The 12,787-nt window shown below is 64.4% G+C and carries 12 protein-coding genes and 1 tRNA gene; 4 read left to right on the top strand and 9 right to left on the bottom strand.

From position 1 onward, the window contains the following. Nucleotides 1–61 precede the first annotated feature (61 nt). A complete protein-coding gene (locus tag KVX96_RS09775; RefSeq protein ID WP_261194214.1) occupies nt 62–787 on the bottom strand; it encodes an SDR family NAD(P)-dependent oxidoreductase in 726 nt (241 codons plus the stop codon). A gap of 222 nt (nt 788–1,009) precedes the next feature. Here KVX96_RS09775 and KVX96_RS09770 point away from each other — a divergent pair, with 222 nt between their 5' ends. Continuing rightward, nucleotides 1,010–1,927 (top strand): LysR family transcriptional regulator, encoded by a 918-nt coding sequence (locus KVX96_RS09770; RefSeq protein ID WP_261194213.1) that lies wholly within the window; start codon nt 1,010–1,012, stop codon nt 1,925–1,927. Nucleotides 1,928–1,985: 58 nt separating this feature from the next. After that, nucleotides 1,986–2,237, top strand: coding sequence for a hypothetical protein (locus KVX96_RS09765; protein ID WP_261194212.1), 252 nt, complete (start codon nt 1,986–1,988; stop codon nt 2,235–2,237). Between the two features lie 9 nt (nt 2,238–2,246). Here KVX96_RS09765 and KVX96_RS09760 read toward each other — a convergent pair whose 3' ends face one another. Next, nucleotides 2,247–3,503: an AGE family epimerase/isomerase gene (locus KVX96_RS09760; protein WP_261194211.1), complete on the bottom strand. Its 1,257-nt coding sequence runs from the start codon at nt 3,501–3,503 to the stop codon at nt 2,247–2,249. A 181-nt stretch (nt 3,504–3,684) separates the two neighbouring features. On the opposite strand from KVX96_RS09760, the gene ltnD reads away from it, so the two are divergent. After that, nucleotides 3,685–4,584 carry an L-threonate dehydrogenase gene (gene ltnD / locus KVX96_RS09755; protein WP_261194210.1) on the top strand — a complete coding sequence of 300 codons (900 nt, stop codon included), beginning with the start codon at nt 3,685–3,687 and terminating at the stop codon, nt 4,582–4,584. Next, on the top strand, nt 4,581–5,342 hold the full coding sequence (locus KVX96_RS09750; RefSeq protein WP_261194209.1) for a hydroxypyruvate isomerase family protein: 762 nt from the start codon (nt 4,581–4,583) through the stop codon (nt 5,340–5,342). Before ltnD ends, KVX96_RS09750 begins: the two co-directional genes overlap by 4 nt. Before the next feature lie 41 nt (nt 5,343–5,383). Here the strand turns inward: KVX96_RS09750 and KVX96_RS09745 are convergent. From KVX96_RS09745 to KVX96_RS09715, 7 genes are all read right to left on the bottom strand, one after another. After that, a tRNA-Ser gene (locus KVX96_RS09745) sits at nt 5,384–5,473 on the bottom strand. Between the two features lie 93 nt (nt 5,474–5,566). Continuing rightward, nucleotides 5,567–6,292 carry an alanyl-tRNA editing protein gene (locus tag KVX96_RS09740; RefSeq protein WP_261194208.1) on the bottom strand — a complete coding sequence of 242 codons (726 nt, stop codon included), beginning with the start codon at nt 6,290–6,292 and terminating at the stop codon, nt 5,567–5,569. Between the two features lie 24 nt (nt 6,293–6,316). Beyond that, nucleotides 6,317–8,896 carry a DUF3772 domain-containing protein gene (locus KVX96_RS09735; RefSeq protein ID WP_261194207.1) on the bottom strand — a complete coding sequence of 860 codons (2,580 nt, stop codon included), beginning with the start codon at nt 8,894–8,896 and terminating at the stop codon, nt 6,317–6,319. Next, nucleotides 8,896–9,933 carry a cysteine synthase A gene (locus KVX96_RS09730; protein ID WP_261194206.1) on the bottom strand — a complete coding sequence of 346 codons (1,038 nt, stop codon included), beginning with the start codon at nt 9,931–9,933 and terminating at the stop codon, nt 8,896–8,898. The genes KVX96_RS09735 and KVX96_RS09730 overlap by 1 nt, the downstream gene beginning before the upstream one ends. Before the next feature lie 57 nt (nt 9,934–9,990). Next, on the bottom strand, nt 9,991–11,157 hold the full coding sequence (locus KVX96_RS09725) for an NUDIX domain-containing protein (protein WP_261194205.1): 1,167 nt from the start codon (nt 11,155–11,157) through the stop codon (nt 9,991–9,993). Further along, complete coding sequence (locus KVX96_RS09720) at nt 11,117–11,557, bottom strand: TrgA family protein (protein WP_261194204.1); 441 nt, start codon at nt 11,555–11,557, stop codon at nt 11,117–11,119. Before KVX96_RS09720 ends, KVX96_RS09725 begins: the two co-directional genes overlap by 41 nt. Nucleotides 11,558–11,561: 4 nt before the next feature. Next, entirely contained in the window at nt 11,562–12,779 is a 1,218-nt protein-coding gene (locus tag KVX96_RS09715; RefSeq protein ID WP_261194203.1) for an SAM-dependent methyltransferase, read from the bottom strand. Nucleotides 12,780–12,787 lie beyond the last annotated feature (8 nt).

Here is a 12,787-nt window from a genome sequence, read left to right as displayed (position 1 = left end):
CGCGGTAAATCGCTAGATGGATTACGGCGCCCCCACGCGGGGCGCCGTTTTCGTTTTCAGGCTACATCATCGCGGCGAAGGCGGCCTCCAGCCCTTTCTGATCGGCCCGCCAGCCGGCATAAACATCCGCCGCCGTCGCCGGGTAAACGTCCTCCTCCCCCGCTTCCAGCCCGTCGAGCACCGCGCTTGCCACGGCCTGGGCTGTGTCCTTTGGGCCCTCGATCCCGGCGAGCATTTCGGTATCGATCCCGCCGGGGAAGGCGTTCACCACCAGCACGCCGCGCGGGCGCAGGTAGGCGCGCAGGGACATCGCCATGGACCACGCCGCCGCCTTGGAGGCGTTGTAGGCCGAGAAGCCGGGCGCGGCGAGGAAGCTCAGAAGCGAGAGCATGTTCACCACCGCGCCGCCGCCATTGACCTCGATCACCGGGGCAAAGGCGCGGGTCATGTCGCGCAGCCCGTTGTGGTTGACGGCCATGTCGCGGTCGATTGCGCTTTGGGCCACGTCGAGCGCGCCGCCAAAGCTCAATACGCCTGCGTTGTTGATCAACAGGGTCACGTCGTTTGCGGTGCGTGCGGCGTCCGCGATCTGCGCGGCATCGGTGATGTCGAGCCGGATCGGCACCACGCGCTCAGGGTCCAGCGCCACGACGGGGCCGAGGGTTTCGGGATCGCGCGCGGCGGCGTAGATCTTCGCCGCACCGCGGGCCAGCGCCTCCTCCACATAGGCTTTGCCCACGCCCCGGTTTGCGCCGGTGATAAGTAGGGTCGCGTTTTGCAGTTTCATGGGTTTCTCCGTTTGCATGAATTGCGATGGAGGCACCATGGCGGACCGCGTGGCGGGGAAAAATCCACTTGTGAGCAGGGGTATCGTGCGCAATGCGCATGAATGTATCCGGCCTGTTGTTTTAGTATTTTCAGGCCTATTTCGATCAAAAATCCGCGCTTCACGAGAGGAAATGGAATCGAAAGCGCTTCTATTTGCGTATGAATTGCGCATAGTGCATTAATGGATATCGCAACCCTGAAAACCCTCGCCCTTGTCGCGCAACACGGCAGTTTCGCCGCCGTCGCGCGGGTATTGAACCTCGATCCATCGTCGGTGTCCCGCGCCGTCGGCACGGCGGAAGCCACCCTCGGCCTGCGCCTGTTCCAGCGCACCACGCGCGCCCTTGCGCTCACCGAGGAAGGCGCGGTCTACCTGAGCCGCATCGCGCCGCTGCTGGAAGAATTTGACCACGCTCGCGAAGCGGCAGCGCAGGCCACGCGCAAACCTTCGGGTACCCTGCGGATGACGGCTTCTGTTGCCTTCGCCCATGAGTGCGTGGTGCCGCATCTGGGCGCGTTCCGGGCGCGCTACCCGGAGGTTTCGGTGGAATTGTTGCCCACGGATACGAACCTCGATCTGATCGCAGGCGGCATCGATCTGGCGATCCGGCTGGCCGCCGCCCCCAGCGGCGACCTGATTTCCACCCGGCTCTTGCGCACCCGCTATCTGGTCTGCGCCGCGCCCAGCTATCTGGCGCAACACGGACCCATCGCCCACCCCGAGGATCTGGCCCATCACCCCTGCCTGCGGCTGGCGCTGCCCGAATACCGCAACCGCTGGCGTTTCCGCGCGGCCGACGGCCGCAGCTTCGAGGTGCCGGTTTCAGGATACTTTGTCATAGCCAACGGGCTATCGCTGCGGCAGGCGGCGGTGGACGGGCTCGGCCCCGTGCTACTGGCCGATTGGCTGGTGGCGCGGGATCTGGCGGCAGGGCGTTTGGTATCGCTCTTCCCCGATCTCGACTGCACCGCGACGAGCTTTGACACCGGCGCCTGGGCGCTCTACCCGAGCCGGGCGTTTCTGCCGCTCAAGGTGCGGGTGATGATCGATTTCCTGCGGGACGCGCTTACGTTAGGTCAATCCGAAATTGGGAGATGACAATGAACATGTTCGTGTTACGTTCTCCCTGTTACTCTCAAAGCGACAGGAATTGGTAATGCGTGTATCGAAAATCAAAACTTTGGCCACCACAGCACAACGGGTGCCGTGGGTGGCGCTGATCGGCTTTGCGGCCCTCTCCGCTTGCGACGTGAGCGAAAACGAAGTGCGTGCGGCCTCGACAGCAGCCTCGGCCGCAATCCTCGCCGAAGAGGTCAACGAAGACGTGAAGAAATCTCAGGATTTTGACCGCATTGCCAATGACGCCGTTGCCGATATGGACACGAGCGGCCTGTCGGCCCTCGAATAGGCGCAGCGCTTAAGCTAGGAGCCCTCGGATCTCGCCATAAGCCCCGGAAAGCCCCGGCAGCAGCGGCAGAAGATCGGCCTGCACCGCGTGATAAATGTCGGGCTTGCCGGCAAATTGCGTTTCCGGAGCGCGGCCGTTCACCGCCACCTCCGGGAACCAGCCACCGTGGGTGGGGTCGATGAAAGCTTCAGACGCAAACACCCAGAGCTTGCGGTACCAGTCTTCATCCTCTGGTTGCGGATCGGCCTTCTGCAGCGCCGCCAACGCGCCGATGGCTTCTGTCACGGGCCACCAGTAGCGGCTGCGAATATCTGGCGCACCGCCCGCTTTCAGCGTGTAGAAGAGGCCGCCGTTCTCATTGTCCCATGCGTCCTGTAACGCGCGATAGGTGAGCGCGCGCGCGATGCTGAGGCTGTCATCCTGCGCACGGCCCGACAAATCCCAATGCTGCAGCAGAAGCCGGGCCAACTCGAAGGAATGCCCCGGCGTGGTGCCCGCGGGGCGGAACATCGGATCGCCCGCGTAATCAGGATCGACCTGCCAGTGAGCGGTGTAATGCTCGGGCAGCCGATAATCATGCGCAGGCGCAATCCGGCGAAGGAAGAAATCAAGGATCCGGCCCGCGCGGGCCAAGAACTTCTCCCGCCCCGTGGCCTCAAAAGCGCCGAGCAAGGCCTCCACGCCGTGCATATTAGCGTTCATGCCGCGATAGGTGGAAAACGGCGTAAAATCGCGGTTGTACTCATCGCAGAAGAGGCCGTTTTCTTCCTCCCAGAAGTGCGCATCCAGCACGCCGTCCACATCCGTCAGAAGCCTGTCGGCATCCTCATGTCCCGCCGCCTTGGCGCTCGAAGCGGCGAGCAGCACGAAGACATGGCCATAGGCGAGCTTGCGCGCGTCTGCGATGCCCTCGCCCTCCAACGCCCAGAGGTAGCCCCCGTGATCGGCGTCTCGGTGGTGGGACCACAGGTAGGCCATGCCCTGATCCACCAGCGCCGTGGCCCCCGAAAGGCCCGCAAGATGGCCGAGCGCGTAGGAATGGACGAGCCGTGTGGTGGTGTGCAACTCCTGCTTTGCGCTTGCCAGCGGAGCGCCGTCCACCCCCAGCACGTGAAATCCCGCGCCTTGCCCGAGGCTCGCCCGGAAGAAATCGTACTGCCGCAGCGCGTCGGCCTTGAGGAAGGCGCGGTGGGCCTCGCTGGCGCGCCAGGGCGTTTGGGAAGCACTGTCGCCGGGGGCGGTAACGGGCGTGGAACTGGCAGACATGGGGCCTCCTGAAATCCGGGTGACGCCGGGGCATGGCGCGTTTGCGTTACCGCTATCAATCCGCGCGCCAGCCTGCAATCTTTTACGCGCGAAAAGGGCCATGTTGCGATTGCCAGCGCCGCGCGGCGCGATACTCTGGGAGTCAAAGCCCCGGTGGGCGGACTTTTCAGCGAGGGATAGAATGGCACAACAGATTGCAGTGATCGGGCTTGGCTCCATGGGCTACGGAATCGCGTCTTCCGTGCTGCGCGCCGGGCACCGCACATGGGGCACCGATGTGAACGCCGCACAGGCCGAGCGGTTCCGCGCGGACGGCGGCGAGGCCAGCGCTCTGGCCGATCACGCGGGCGCGCTGGATGCAGTTGTCGTGGTGGTACTGAACGCGGCGCAAACGGAAGAGGTGCTGTTCGGCGAGACCGGGATCGTGGCCGCCATGCGCCCCGGCGCGGTGGTGATCGCCTGCGCCACGGTGCCGCCCGCCTTCGCCCGCGCCATGGCGGCCCGCTGTGCGGAGCACGGCGTGCATTACCTCGACGCGCCGATCTCCGGCGGGGCCGTAAAGGCGGCGCAGGGCAAGCTCTCCATCATGGCCTCGGGCACGGCGGAGGCCTTCGCCGCCGCGCGCCCCGCGCTTTCGGCAATGGCGGAAACGGTGTTTGAACTGGGCGAGGCCGCCGGTGCGGGCAGCGCGATGAAAGCGGTGAACCAGCTTCTGGCCGGGGTCCACATCGCCACCATGGCCGAGGCGCTGACCTTCGGCATGACGCAGGGGGTGAGCCCCGAGAAATTCATGGAGGTGATCCCGAAGTGCGCTGGCTCCAGCTGGATGCTGGAAAACCGCGCGCCCCATATCGTGGACGGCGACTACACGCCCCACTCCGCCGTCAACATCTGGCCTAAGGATCTCGGGATCGTGCTCGACATCGCCCGCGACGCCCGCTTCAGCGCGCCGATTACCGCCGCCGCGCTCCAGCAGTTCCTTGCAGCAGCCGGCATGGGATTGGGCGGCGAAGACGATGCGGCCGTGGCCAAGGTCTATGCCCGCAACGCGCAGCTCACCCTACCGGGAGAGGACGCATGACGCGCTTTTCCGCCAACCTCGGCTTCCTCTGGGCCGAACTGCCGTTGCCTGACGCCATCCGCGCCGCGAAAGCCGCCGGGTTTGACGCGGTGGAATGCCACTGGCCCTACGACCAGGACCGCGCCGCCGTTCGGTCCGCGCTGAATGAAACCCGCCTGCCAATGCTGGGGCTCAACACCCGGCGCGGCGATGTGGCGGCGGGTGAAAATGGGCTTTCGGCGCTCCCGGGCCGCGAGGCAGACGCCCGCGCTGCCATCGATGAGGCCATCGACTGGGCCGTGGCGCTCGGCGTGCCCAATATCCACGTGATGGCCGGCTTTGCCTCGGGCGAAAAAGCCCATGACGCCTTCGTGGCCAATCTCGCCTACGCCTGCTCCCAAGCCGCCCCGAAGGGCCTCACCATTCTGATCGAGCCGCTGAACGGCTATGATGCGCCGGGCTATTTCCTCTCCACCACCACGCAAGCCGAAGCCCTGATCGCGCAGGTGGGGGCGGAAAACCTGAAGCTGATGTTTGACTGCTACCACGTACAGCTTTCTGAAGGTGATCTGACCAACCGACTCAAGCGCCTCCTGCCGATCATCGGCCACATCCAGTTCGCTGGCGTCCCTGCGCGGGGCCGGCCCGATGTGGGCGAAGTGCATTATCCTTTTGTGTTCGAGCAAATCGCCGCGCTCGGCCACACAGCCCCGCTGGGTGCGGAATACAAACCGGGCGGGAGCACCGAAGCGACACTGGGCTGGATGGGCAAAACCTGAACGCGCCTTAAAAGCGCGCTGCTCGATCAAATTTGGGTAAATGGCGGAGAGACAGGGATTCGAACCCTGGAGACGGTTTCCCGCCTACACACTTTCCAGGCGTGCGCCTTCGACCACTCGGCCACCTCTCCGTTGCGCGGGGTTTACCCTCAATCGCGGCGGGGATGCAAGGGGGGCTGAGCCATTTTTTTCAGCCTCTTACCCCAAGGCATTCCCACCCAGGATCATGCCTCCAGAAACAGGGTCACGCGCCTGTTCTGGCGACCTTTTTTCTCGATCTTTCCAAGCCGCACCGGGCCGATTTCACCTGTGCTGGCCACATGGGTGCCGCCGCAGGGTTGCAGATCCACCTGCTGCTCCCCTACCCCGATCCGCACCAGCCGCACATGGCCCGCGCCTGAGGGCGGCATCACGGACATGGTTTTCACAAGACCCGGATTCGCGGCCAGTTCGGCATCGGTGATCCAGGTCTCGCTCACCGGTAGATCCTGCACGATCAGCGCGTTGAGCGCGGCCTGCAGCGCGTCCTTGTCTTGCGGCGCGTCGGGCATGTCGAAATCAAGCCGACCCTTCTCCGCCGTGATCGCCCCGCCCGAGACGGGGAGCGGGATCACCACCGACAGCAGGTGCAGCGCGGTGTGGATGCGCATGTGGCGGTGGCGGCGATCCCAGTCGAGCCGCTGCAGCACCTCGCTGCCCACCGGCGGCAGCGGGCTCGGCTCTCCGGGCACCAGCACGATGGCACCGGCCTCGCCCTTCACCGTTGTCGCGATCTCAAGCGCGCCGCCCTGCCATTCGAGCCGCCCGCTATCACCCGGCTGCCCGCCCCCTGTGGGGTAGAACACACTCGCCTCCAGCACCACGCCGCCTTCGGGCGTATGGGCGATCACGCGGCCCGGCAGCAGGTTGTGATAGGCGTTCTCTGTGAACAGCGCGCGGGTGGTGGTCATGTCAGGGCATCTCCTCTCACGATCTCACGATCCGCCGGACTCATCCTCGTCAGGCGGCGGCAGGTCGGGCGTTTCGCGCAGCACATCGGAAGGCGACGTATCCGGCGCGCGCGGGGCGGTGTTGGCCGTCACCGGCGTCGATTTCGCAGGCCGTGCGGGGGCCGCGCCCGGCAGGGTTTCGGGGTTGCGCAGCCAGACATCGCGCTGCGCGAAGGGGATCTCGAAGCCTTCTTCGGAGAAGCGCCGCGCGATTTCGTGGTTCATGTCCGATTGCACCGCAAGCTTCCAGTTCACGTCGCGCAGGAAACAACGGATCTCGAATTCCAGCGCGTCGGCGCCGAAATTGCGAAACAGCACCGAGGGCGGCGGGTTGGCGATCACCATCGGGTGAGCATTGGCGATCTCGCGCAGGACCGTTTCCACATGTTTGGTGTCGCTGCCATAGGCCACGCCCACCGGCACGATCAGCCGCCCCGTCAGGTTGCCGCGTGTCCAGTTCGTCACCACGCCGGACACGAGATCGGCATTGGGTATGATCACATCGGTGCGGTCGAAAGTCTCGATCCGCGTGGCGCGCACGGAAATGTCGCGCACGTAACCCATCTGGCCGTTGACCTCGATCCAGTCGCCTTCCGAGATCGGGCGTTCCGCCAGCAGGATCAGCCCGGACACGAAGTTTGACACTATGGTCTGCAGGCCGAAGCCGATGCCGACCGAGAGCGCCCCGGCCACCAGCGCGAAGGCCGAAAGATCGATGCCCGCGCTTGTCACGGCCACCAGCGCGGCAAGGCCGAGGCCCACGTAGCCTACGGCGGCCACAACGGCATGCTGGCCGCCCACGTCCATCTTGGTGCGCGGCAGAACCGTGGTGCGCAGCGCGCTCTGTACCAGCCGCGTGACAGTGTAGCCGATGGCGAAGACGACGAAGAAGAGGATCAGATCGGTGGGCGAGATGCGCACGTCGCCAAAGGCGTAACCGTCCTGGAACTTTTTCCAGGCCTCGGTGATGTCCGTCCAGCGCGCGCCCCATGTCAGCGCGAAAACCGGCAGGCTGAGCAGGATGATGAAAATGTTCAGGATCACCGGCGCCAGCGCGTTCTGCACGCGATCCTTGTCGCCGGTGGCCAGCGCGAAGGCCTCGCGGAACAGGCGCTGGATCAGAGCGATGAAGCCGATCAGCGCAAGCGAGGCAATCGTGGGGAAGACGATCGACACGGCCGCGTTGTAATAGCCGATGGCCGCCAGAACCGGCCCGGCCACCGCCAGCGCCATGGTGGCGCGGCCAAAGAGGTAGCTCGGGTTGTTGAAGACGGTCATGCTCTCGCCGTCTTCGGCCACGTTGCGCGCGTGGATGACCATGAGCTGCGCCACCCGCATCAGCAGCACCGCTGCCGTGATGATCAGCGGGAAGGCGACGCCGGATTTGGAGGAGGCCGGGATGTCCTGAAACTGGATCATCCCCACGATCAGCGAGTAGATGCCGAAGGTCAGGCCAAGGGCGGCGGAGAACCAGCGGCCCTGTGCGCATTGGGCCGGGGTCAGGATCAGGAAGCGCCCGCCTGCCCCGCGTTTGGGGAAGATGTTGGAGCCAAGCCAGCTGGCCACGTAGAAGGCAAAGCCCATGCTGGCCACGGAGGACAGCGCCGCATCGGTGTGCAGCCCCACGAGCTGGGTGCTATAGGCCGCCTGCACCAGAAGGCCGATGCCCAGAGTCGGCACAAGCACCTGCCCGAGCGAGACGATGAAGGCCAGGATCCAACGCGCCGGTGAAGGATCTTCGCCCTGCACGGCAAGCGCCATGCGCACCATCAGCCGCCTGCCCCGCACCGTGAAGATCAGGCCAAGCGCAAGGAAAAAGAGCGTTTCCGGCAAGTGACGGCGCAGCTGCTGGGATTGCCGTTCCACCGCATAGGCCGATTGGATCTCCGTCCAGACCGGATAGAACATCCGCTCCACGGCCTCGCCCCCGGCGACCCAGCTTGCCGGGTTCAGCGGGCTCGGGCCACGCTCGAAAAATCGCTCGGACTGGCGTTCGCGCAGCAGCGAGTCGATCTCGCGGATGATACCATCGGCCAGCAGGAAGGCTTCTTCCGCCTCGATCACCGGCTCGCGCAGCACCGCCATGCGGGTGGTCAGCTCTTCGCGGCGTTCGGCGATATTGGCCGGCTCTTCGCCGGACTCCGGAAGCGGCCCCAGCGCATCGATCTGGGCCTGAAGCGTGCGGATCCGGGCGGCGTTGACCCCTTGCGCCTGCTCAAAGATGCTGCGCCATTCCACGACTTGCCCGCGCAGATCCTCCATGGCGGCGTCGGAGGCCCGGTTGTTCTCGATGGCCTCCTGCGCCCGTTCGACCGTCTTGAACCAGGCGTCGTAATCCGGCCCGCCCTCCGCGAGATCCGCCTGAAGTTTCTCGAGAAGTTCCTCTTTCGGGTCAGGTGCCGTTTCGAGGCCAATCGCCTGACCGACCGCCGCGCCAGCTTCGGCAACGGCGGTGTCACCTGCTGCGGTGAGCGTGGGATCCTCCGCCGTGGCGTCCTGAGCCGCTAAAGGAGCGGCCAGTGCGGCGCATGCCGCGAAGCAGAGCGCGAGGATCCTGTTCCGCATCAGTCCACGAAAACGCCCGGGATCGAGCGCGGGCCCGCATCAAGCCAGCCCGGCACCGGCAGGCCTTTTTCGCGCAGGAAATCAGGGTTGAACAGCTTGGACTGGTAGCGCGTGCCGTAATCGCACAGGATCGTCACGATGGTGTGGCCCGGCCCCAGATCCTTTGCGAGCCGGATCGCCCCGGCCACGTTGATGCCGGAGGAGCCGCCAAGGCAGAGCCCTTCGTGCTGCAGCAAATCGAATACGATCGGCAGCGCCTCGGCGTCGGGGATGTTATAGGCGTGATCCACCTTGAGCCCTTCGAGGTTCGCGGTGATGCGCCCCTGCCCGATGCCTTCGGTGATCGAGCCACCTTCGCTTTTCAGCTCGCCATGGGCGTAGAAGTTGTAGAGCGCCGCGCCATCGGGATCGGCAAGGCCGATCTTCACGCCTGCGGAGCGTTCGCGCAGGCCAGCGGCCACACCGGCCAGCGTGCCACCGGAGCCGACGGCGCAGATGAAGCCATCGACCTTGCCGTTCGTCTGCTCCCAGATCTCGGGCGCGGTGGTTTCGTAGTGGGCCTTACGGTTGGCCACGTTATCGAACTGGTTGGCCCAGATCGCGCCGTTGGGCTCGCTCTTGGCCAGCTCGTTTGCCAGCCGCTCGGAGTAGCGCACGTAGTTGTTGGGGTTGCGGTAGGGCACCGCCGGCACCTGCACCAGCTCAGCACCCGCGAGCCGCAGCATGTCCTTCTTTTCCTCGGATTGGGTTTCCGGGATCACGATCACGGTCTTGAACCCCATCGCCGCACCTACCAGCGCAAGGCCGATGCCGGTGTTGCCAGCGGTGCCTTCCACGATGGTGCCGCCGGGCTTGAGCGCCCCGCTGGCCACGGCCTCCTGAATGATCTTCAGAGCCGGGCGATCCTTCACCGACTGGCCGGGGTTCAGGAACTCCGCCTTGCCGAGAATCTCGCAGCCGGTGGCCTCGCTCGCCCCTTTCAGTCGGATCAGGGGGGTGTTGCCGATCATGTCCGGCAGGTCTTTGCACACGCGCATGTTTTCTCGCCCAAGAAGTTCCGGTTTTCCCTTTAGTATGCGCCCCACATGGGGACTTCAAGCATCGCCGCGCAACCGCTCACGGTTCCGTGCCAGCCAGAGGGCGCACATCACCAGAGGCCCCGTCTGCGCCTCGCCGCTGTCCACCACCTCCATCAGCCGGTCGAAACTGAGCACATGGGAGCGGATGTCTTCCTCCTCGCTGGCCAGCCCGGCCACGCCCCCCGCATCATCGGGCAGATCCGCGATGGCGATATAGGTGTGGTAATATTCCGTCGTCGCACCCGGCGAAGGATACGCCCGCGACACCAGATGCAGATCGCCCAAGTTAAGCCCGGTTTCTTCCAGCGTCTCGCGCCGCACGGCTGTTTCCGGGCTTTCGCCCAGATCGATCAGCCCCGCCACAGGCTCCAGCATCCACAAGACATCGGCCCCGCGCACGAAGGGGCCCATGCGGATCTGTTCGACAACAAGCACCCGATCCCGGACCGGATCATAGGGCAGCACGATGATGGCATCGGTGCCCACGAAGACCTCGCGCATGATCTCACCGCTCTTGATGCCGTTGAAGCGATTGAACCTGAGCCGGATTTCATCGAGCGCGAAGAACGAGCTGTAAGGCCTTGTGTGAGATAGGATTTCCACATCCGCCCTGCCCTTGCCGCTGCCAAGGCTGACTGGTGGCTTTTCGCGCGCAAGCATCCGGCTCCAGGCGCGGTTGCACATCATCGGGTAGCGGCGCGTCAGCTCCTCAAAGGAGAAGCGGCCCAGATAACTCATGAACTCCTCTGCCGCCATCAGGTTGACAGCGCCATAAGCCGCAATCCACGCCTCCAGATCCCACGGCGCGCCCGGCTGCCAGTGGCTGGCTTCGGGGAAGAACACCAGCGCCTCTTCGCCATTTTCCAACGTCACCGGGCGCAGATCGAAGTCGAACCCGCCCTCATAGAACTCCAGCCGCTCAACGTCCGCCGCCGTAGCCCCCGAGAACAAAAGCCCCTCGGCCATGCCGCCGGGCGACTGGACGATCATCGGAAAAATCTGATCCTGAACCGCATAGACGCGGTGCTCCGGCAGCCGCGTTGCGACGAGCTGCGCCTCGGGCAGCTTGCGCCCAAGCACCAGTTCCAGAAGGGGAATATGCCTCAGGGTGCCGTAAAAGAAGAGCTTTCGTACCGCCGGATCAGCGCCATTGCCGCCCGGCCCAGTTGCTGAGGAGACCACAGAAAATACCACCTATCGCCAAAGTGCCGATGATCGTGGGATCGGCAATCACCAGCGCGTTATCAATGCTTATTTCAAATACAGCCGCCACCGCTTCCATCGGACCCTTGTAGGTCTTGCGCAGGGACAGCTTGAGCATCTCGATACAGGCATAGAGGAAAATGGCAACCGCCGTCATCGCCACGCTCGTCGTCAGCCCGATGCCGATGCCGGCCCGCAGGCCCTGCCCGCCCCGCGGCCCCATGATGCGCCAGCCCGCGATCAGGCCGATCAGCGCATTGCCTTCGGAAAACCACTTCGTGGACGTGCCTTCATCCAGCAGGGGCTTCACCAACTCGCTCGTGAAGTAGGCCAGAAGTGCGAAGGCAATACTGGCGACGAGTTTGGCGGCGGTGGGCATGATCTTAGCTCGGTCTTGTTATCGTTATCTGCGTCACGTCGCAGTTTCCGCTATGAAAGGTGGCCGCGCAAGAGGTGAGGTAAAGGTTCCACATCCGGCGGAAGCGATCGTCAAAGCCAAGGGCGCGGATCTTGTCCCATTGGGCGTTGAAGCTCTCGAACCAGCGGCGCATGGTGATCGAGTAGCTCTCGCCGAACTCGATGGAGCCGCGCACCGCTAGCCCGGCGCGTTCCACTTCGCGGCGCAGCACTTCTGGGCTTGGGAGCATCCCGCCCGGAAAGATGTATTTCTGAATAAAGTCAACCTTCTTCCGGTAGACCTTAAAGTTCTCATCCGGCACGGTGATCACCTGCAGCGTGGCCTGCGCACCGGGCTTGAGCCGCTCGCGGACACAGTCGAAATAGACAGGCCAGTAGCGCTCGCCCACGGCCTCGAACATCTCGATGGAGGCGATGCCGTCATAGGTGCCGGTTTCGTCGCGGTAATCCTGCAGCTTGATCGTGACGCGATCGCTCAGGCCAAGCCGCTCCATCCGCGCCACGGCGAAGTCATATTGCTCGCGCGAAATGGTGAGCCCCGTCACCTTCAGCCCGCGCTCAGCTGCCGCATATTCGGCAAAGCCACCCCAGCCGCAGCCGATTTCCAGAATGTGATCGCCGGGGTTCGCGCCGATCGAATCCACCATGGCGGCATATTTCTGCACCTGTGCCTTCTCCAGATCTTCCTGCCCGGTTTCATAAAGCGCACTGGAATAGGTCATCGTGTCATCGAGCCAAAGCCCGTAGAAGGCGTTTCCAAGATCGTAGTGGTAAGAAATATTGCGCCGTGCCTGCGCTTTGCTGTTGGACTTCAGCCAAAAGCGCAGCCGCTCATAGGCCTGCACCAAAGCGCCGCCGGAGAACCCATGCACAAGGCTGTCCTTGGCCAGATGCACGTAGTCCATGAAGGCCATCAGGTCGGGCGTGCTCCAGCTGCCCTCCATGTAGGCTTCCAGAAAGCCAACGTCGCCTTCGCGGATCAGGCGGGTGAAAATCTCGGGGTCATGCAGGGTGATTTCGGCCACCGGGCCGGGCGCTGCGCCCTGCACACGGAATGTGCGGCCATCAAACAGCGTGACATCGAGGCGCCCGCCAGGCACGCGCTTCAAAGTCTCTAGGATCTGCGGGAAATAGCGCGGCAACTTATCTGCCGGCGCGCTCCCCTTGCTGGCCTGCATCAACATCTCTCCTG

The sequence above is a fragment of the Pseudoruegeria sp. SHC-113 genome (genome assembly GCF_025376885.1).
Classification (GTDB): Bacteria; Pseudomonadota; Alphaproteobacteria; order Rhodobacterales; family Rhodobacteraceae; genus Pseudoruegeria.
Note: the sequence above shows the minus strand (reverse complement) of the source record. Positions and strands in the feature narration are given on the sequence as shown.

What these genes read in the sequence shown, in the direction of transcription:
- KVX96_RS09735 (WP_261194207.1), bottom strand. Translation starts at nt 8,896, where the DNA reads ATGCGGAACAGGATCCTCGCGCTCTGCTTCGCGGCATGCGCCGCACTG.
- KVX96_RS09730 (WP_261194206.1), bottom strand. Translation starts at nt 9,933, where the DNA reads ATGCGCGTGTGCAAAGACCTGCCGGACATGATCGGCAACACCCCCCTG.
- KVX96_RS09740 (WP_261194208.1), bottom strand. Translation starts at nt 6,292, where the DNA reads ATGACCACCACCCGCGCGCTGTTCACAGAGAACGCCTATCACAACCTG.
- KVX96_RS09715 (WP_261194203.1), bottom strand. Translation starts at nt 12,779, where the DNA reads ATGTTGATGCAGGCCAGCAAGGGGAGCGCGCCGGCAGATAAGTTGCCG.
- KVX96_RS09750 (WP_261194209.1), top strand. Translation starts at nt 4,581, where the DNA reads ATGACGCGCTTTTCCGCCAACCTCGGCTTCCTCTGGGCCGAACTGCCG.
- KVX96_RS09770 (WP_261194213.1), top strand. Translation starts at nt 1,010, where the DNA reads ATGGATATCGCAACCCTGAAAACCCTCGCCCTTGTCGCGCAACACGGC.
- KVX96_RS09720 (WP_261194204.1), bottom strand. Translation starts at nt 11,557, where the DNA reads ATGCCCACCGCCGCCAAACTCGTCGCCAGTATTGCCTTCGCACTTCTG.
- KVX96_RS09765 (WP_261194212.1), top strand. Translation starts at nt 1,986, where the DNA reads ATGCGTGTATCGAAAATCAAAACTTTGGCCACCACAGCACAACGGGTG.
- KVX96_RS09760 (WP_261194211.1), bottom strand. Translation starts at nt 3,503, where the DNA reads ATGTCTGCCAGTTCCACGCCCGTTACCGCCCCCGGCGACAGTGCTTCC.
- KVX96_RS09775 (WP_261194214.1), bottom strand. Translation starts at nt 787, where the DNA reads ATGAAACTGCAAAACGCGACCCTACTTATCACCGGCGCAAACCGGGGC.
- ltnD (WP_261194210.1), top strand. Translation starts at nt 3,685, where the DNA reads ATGGCACAACAGATTGCAGTGATCGGGCTTGGCTCCATGGGCTACGGA.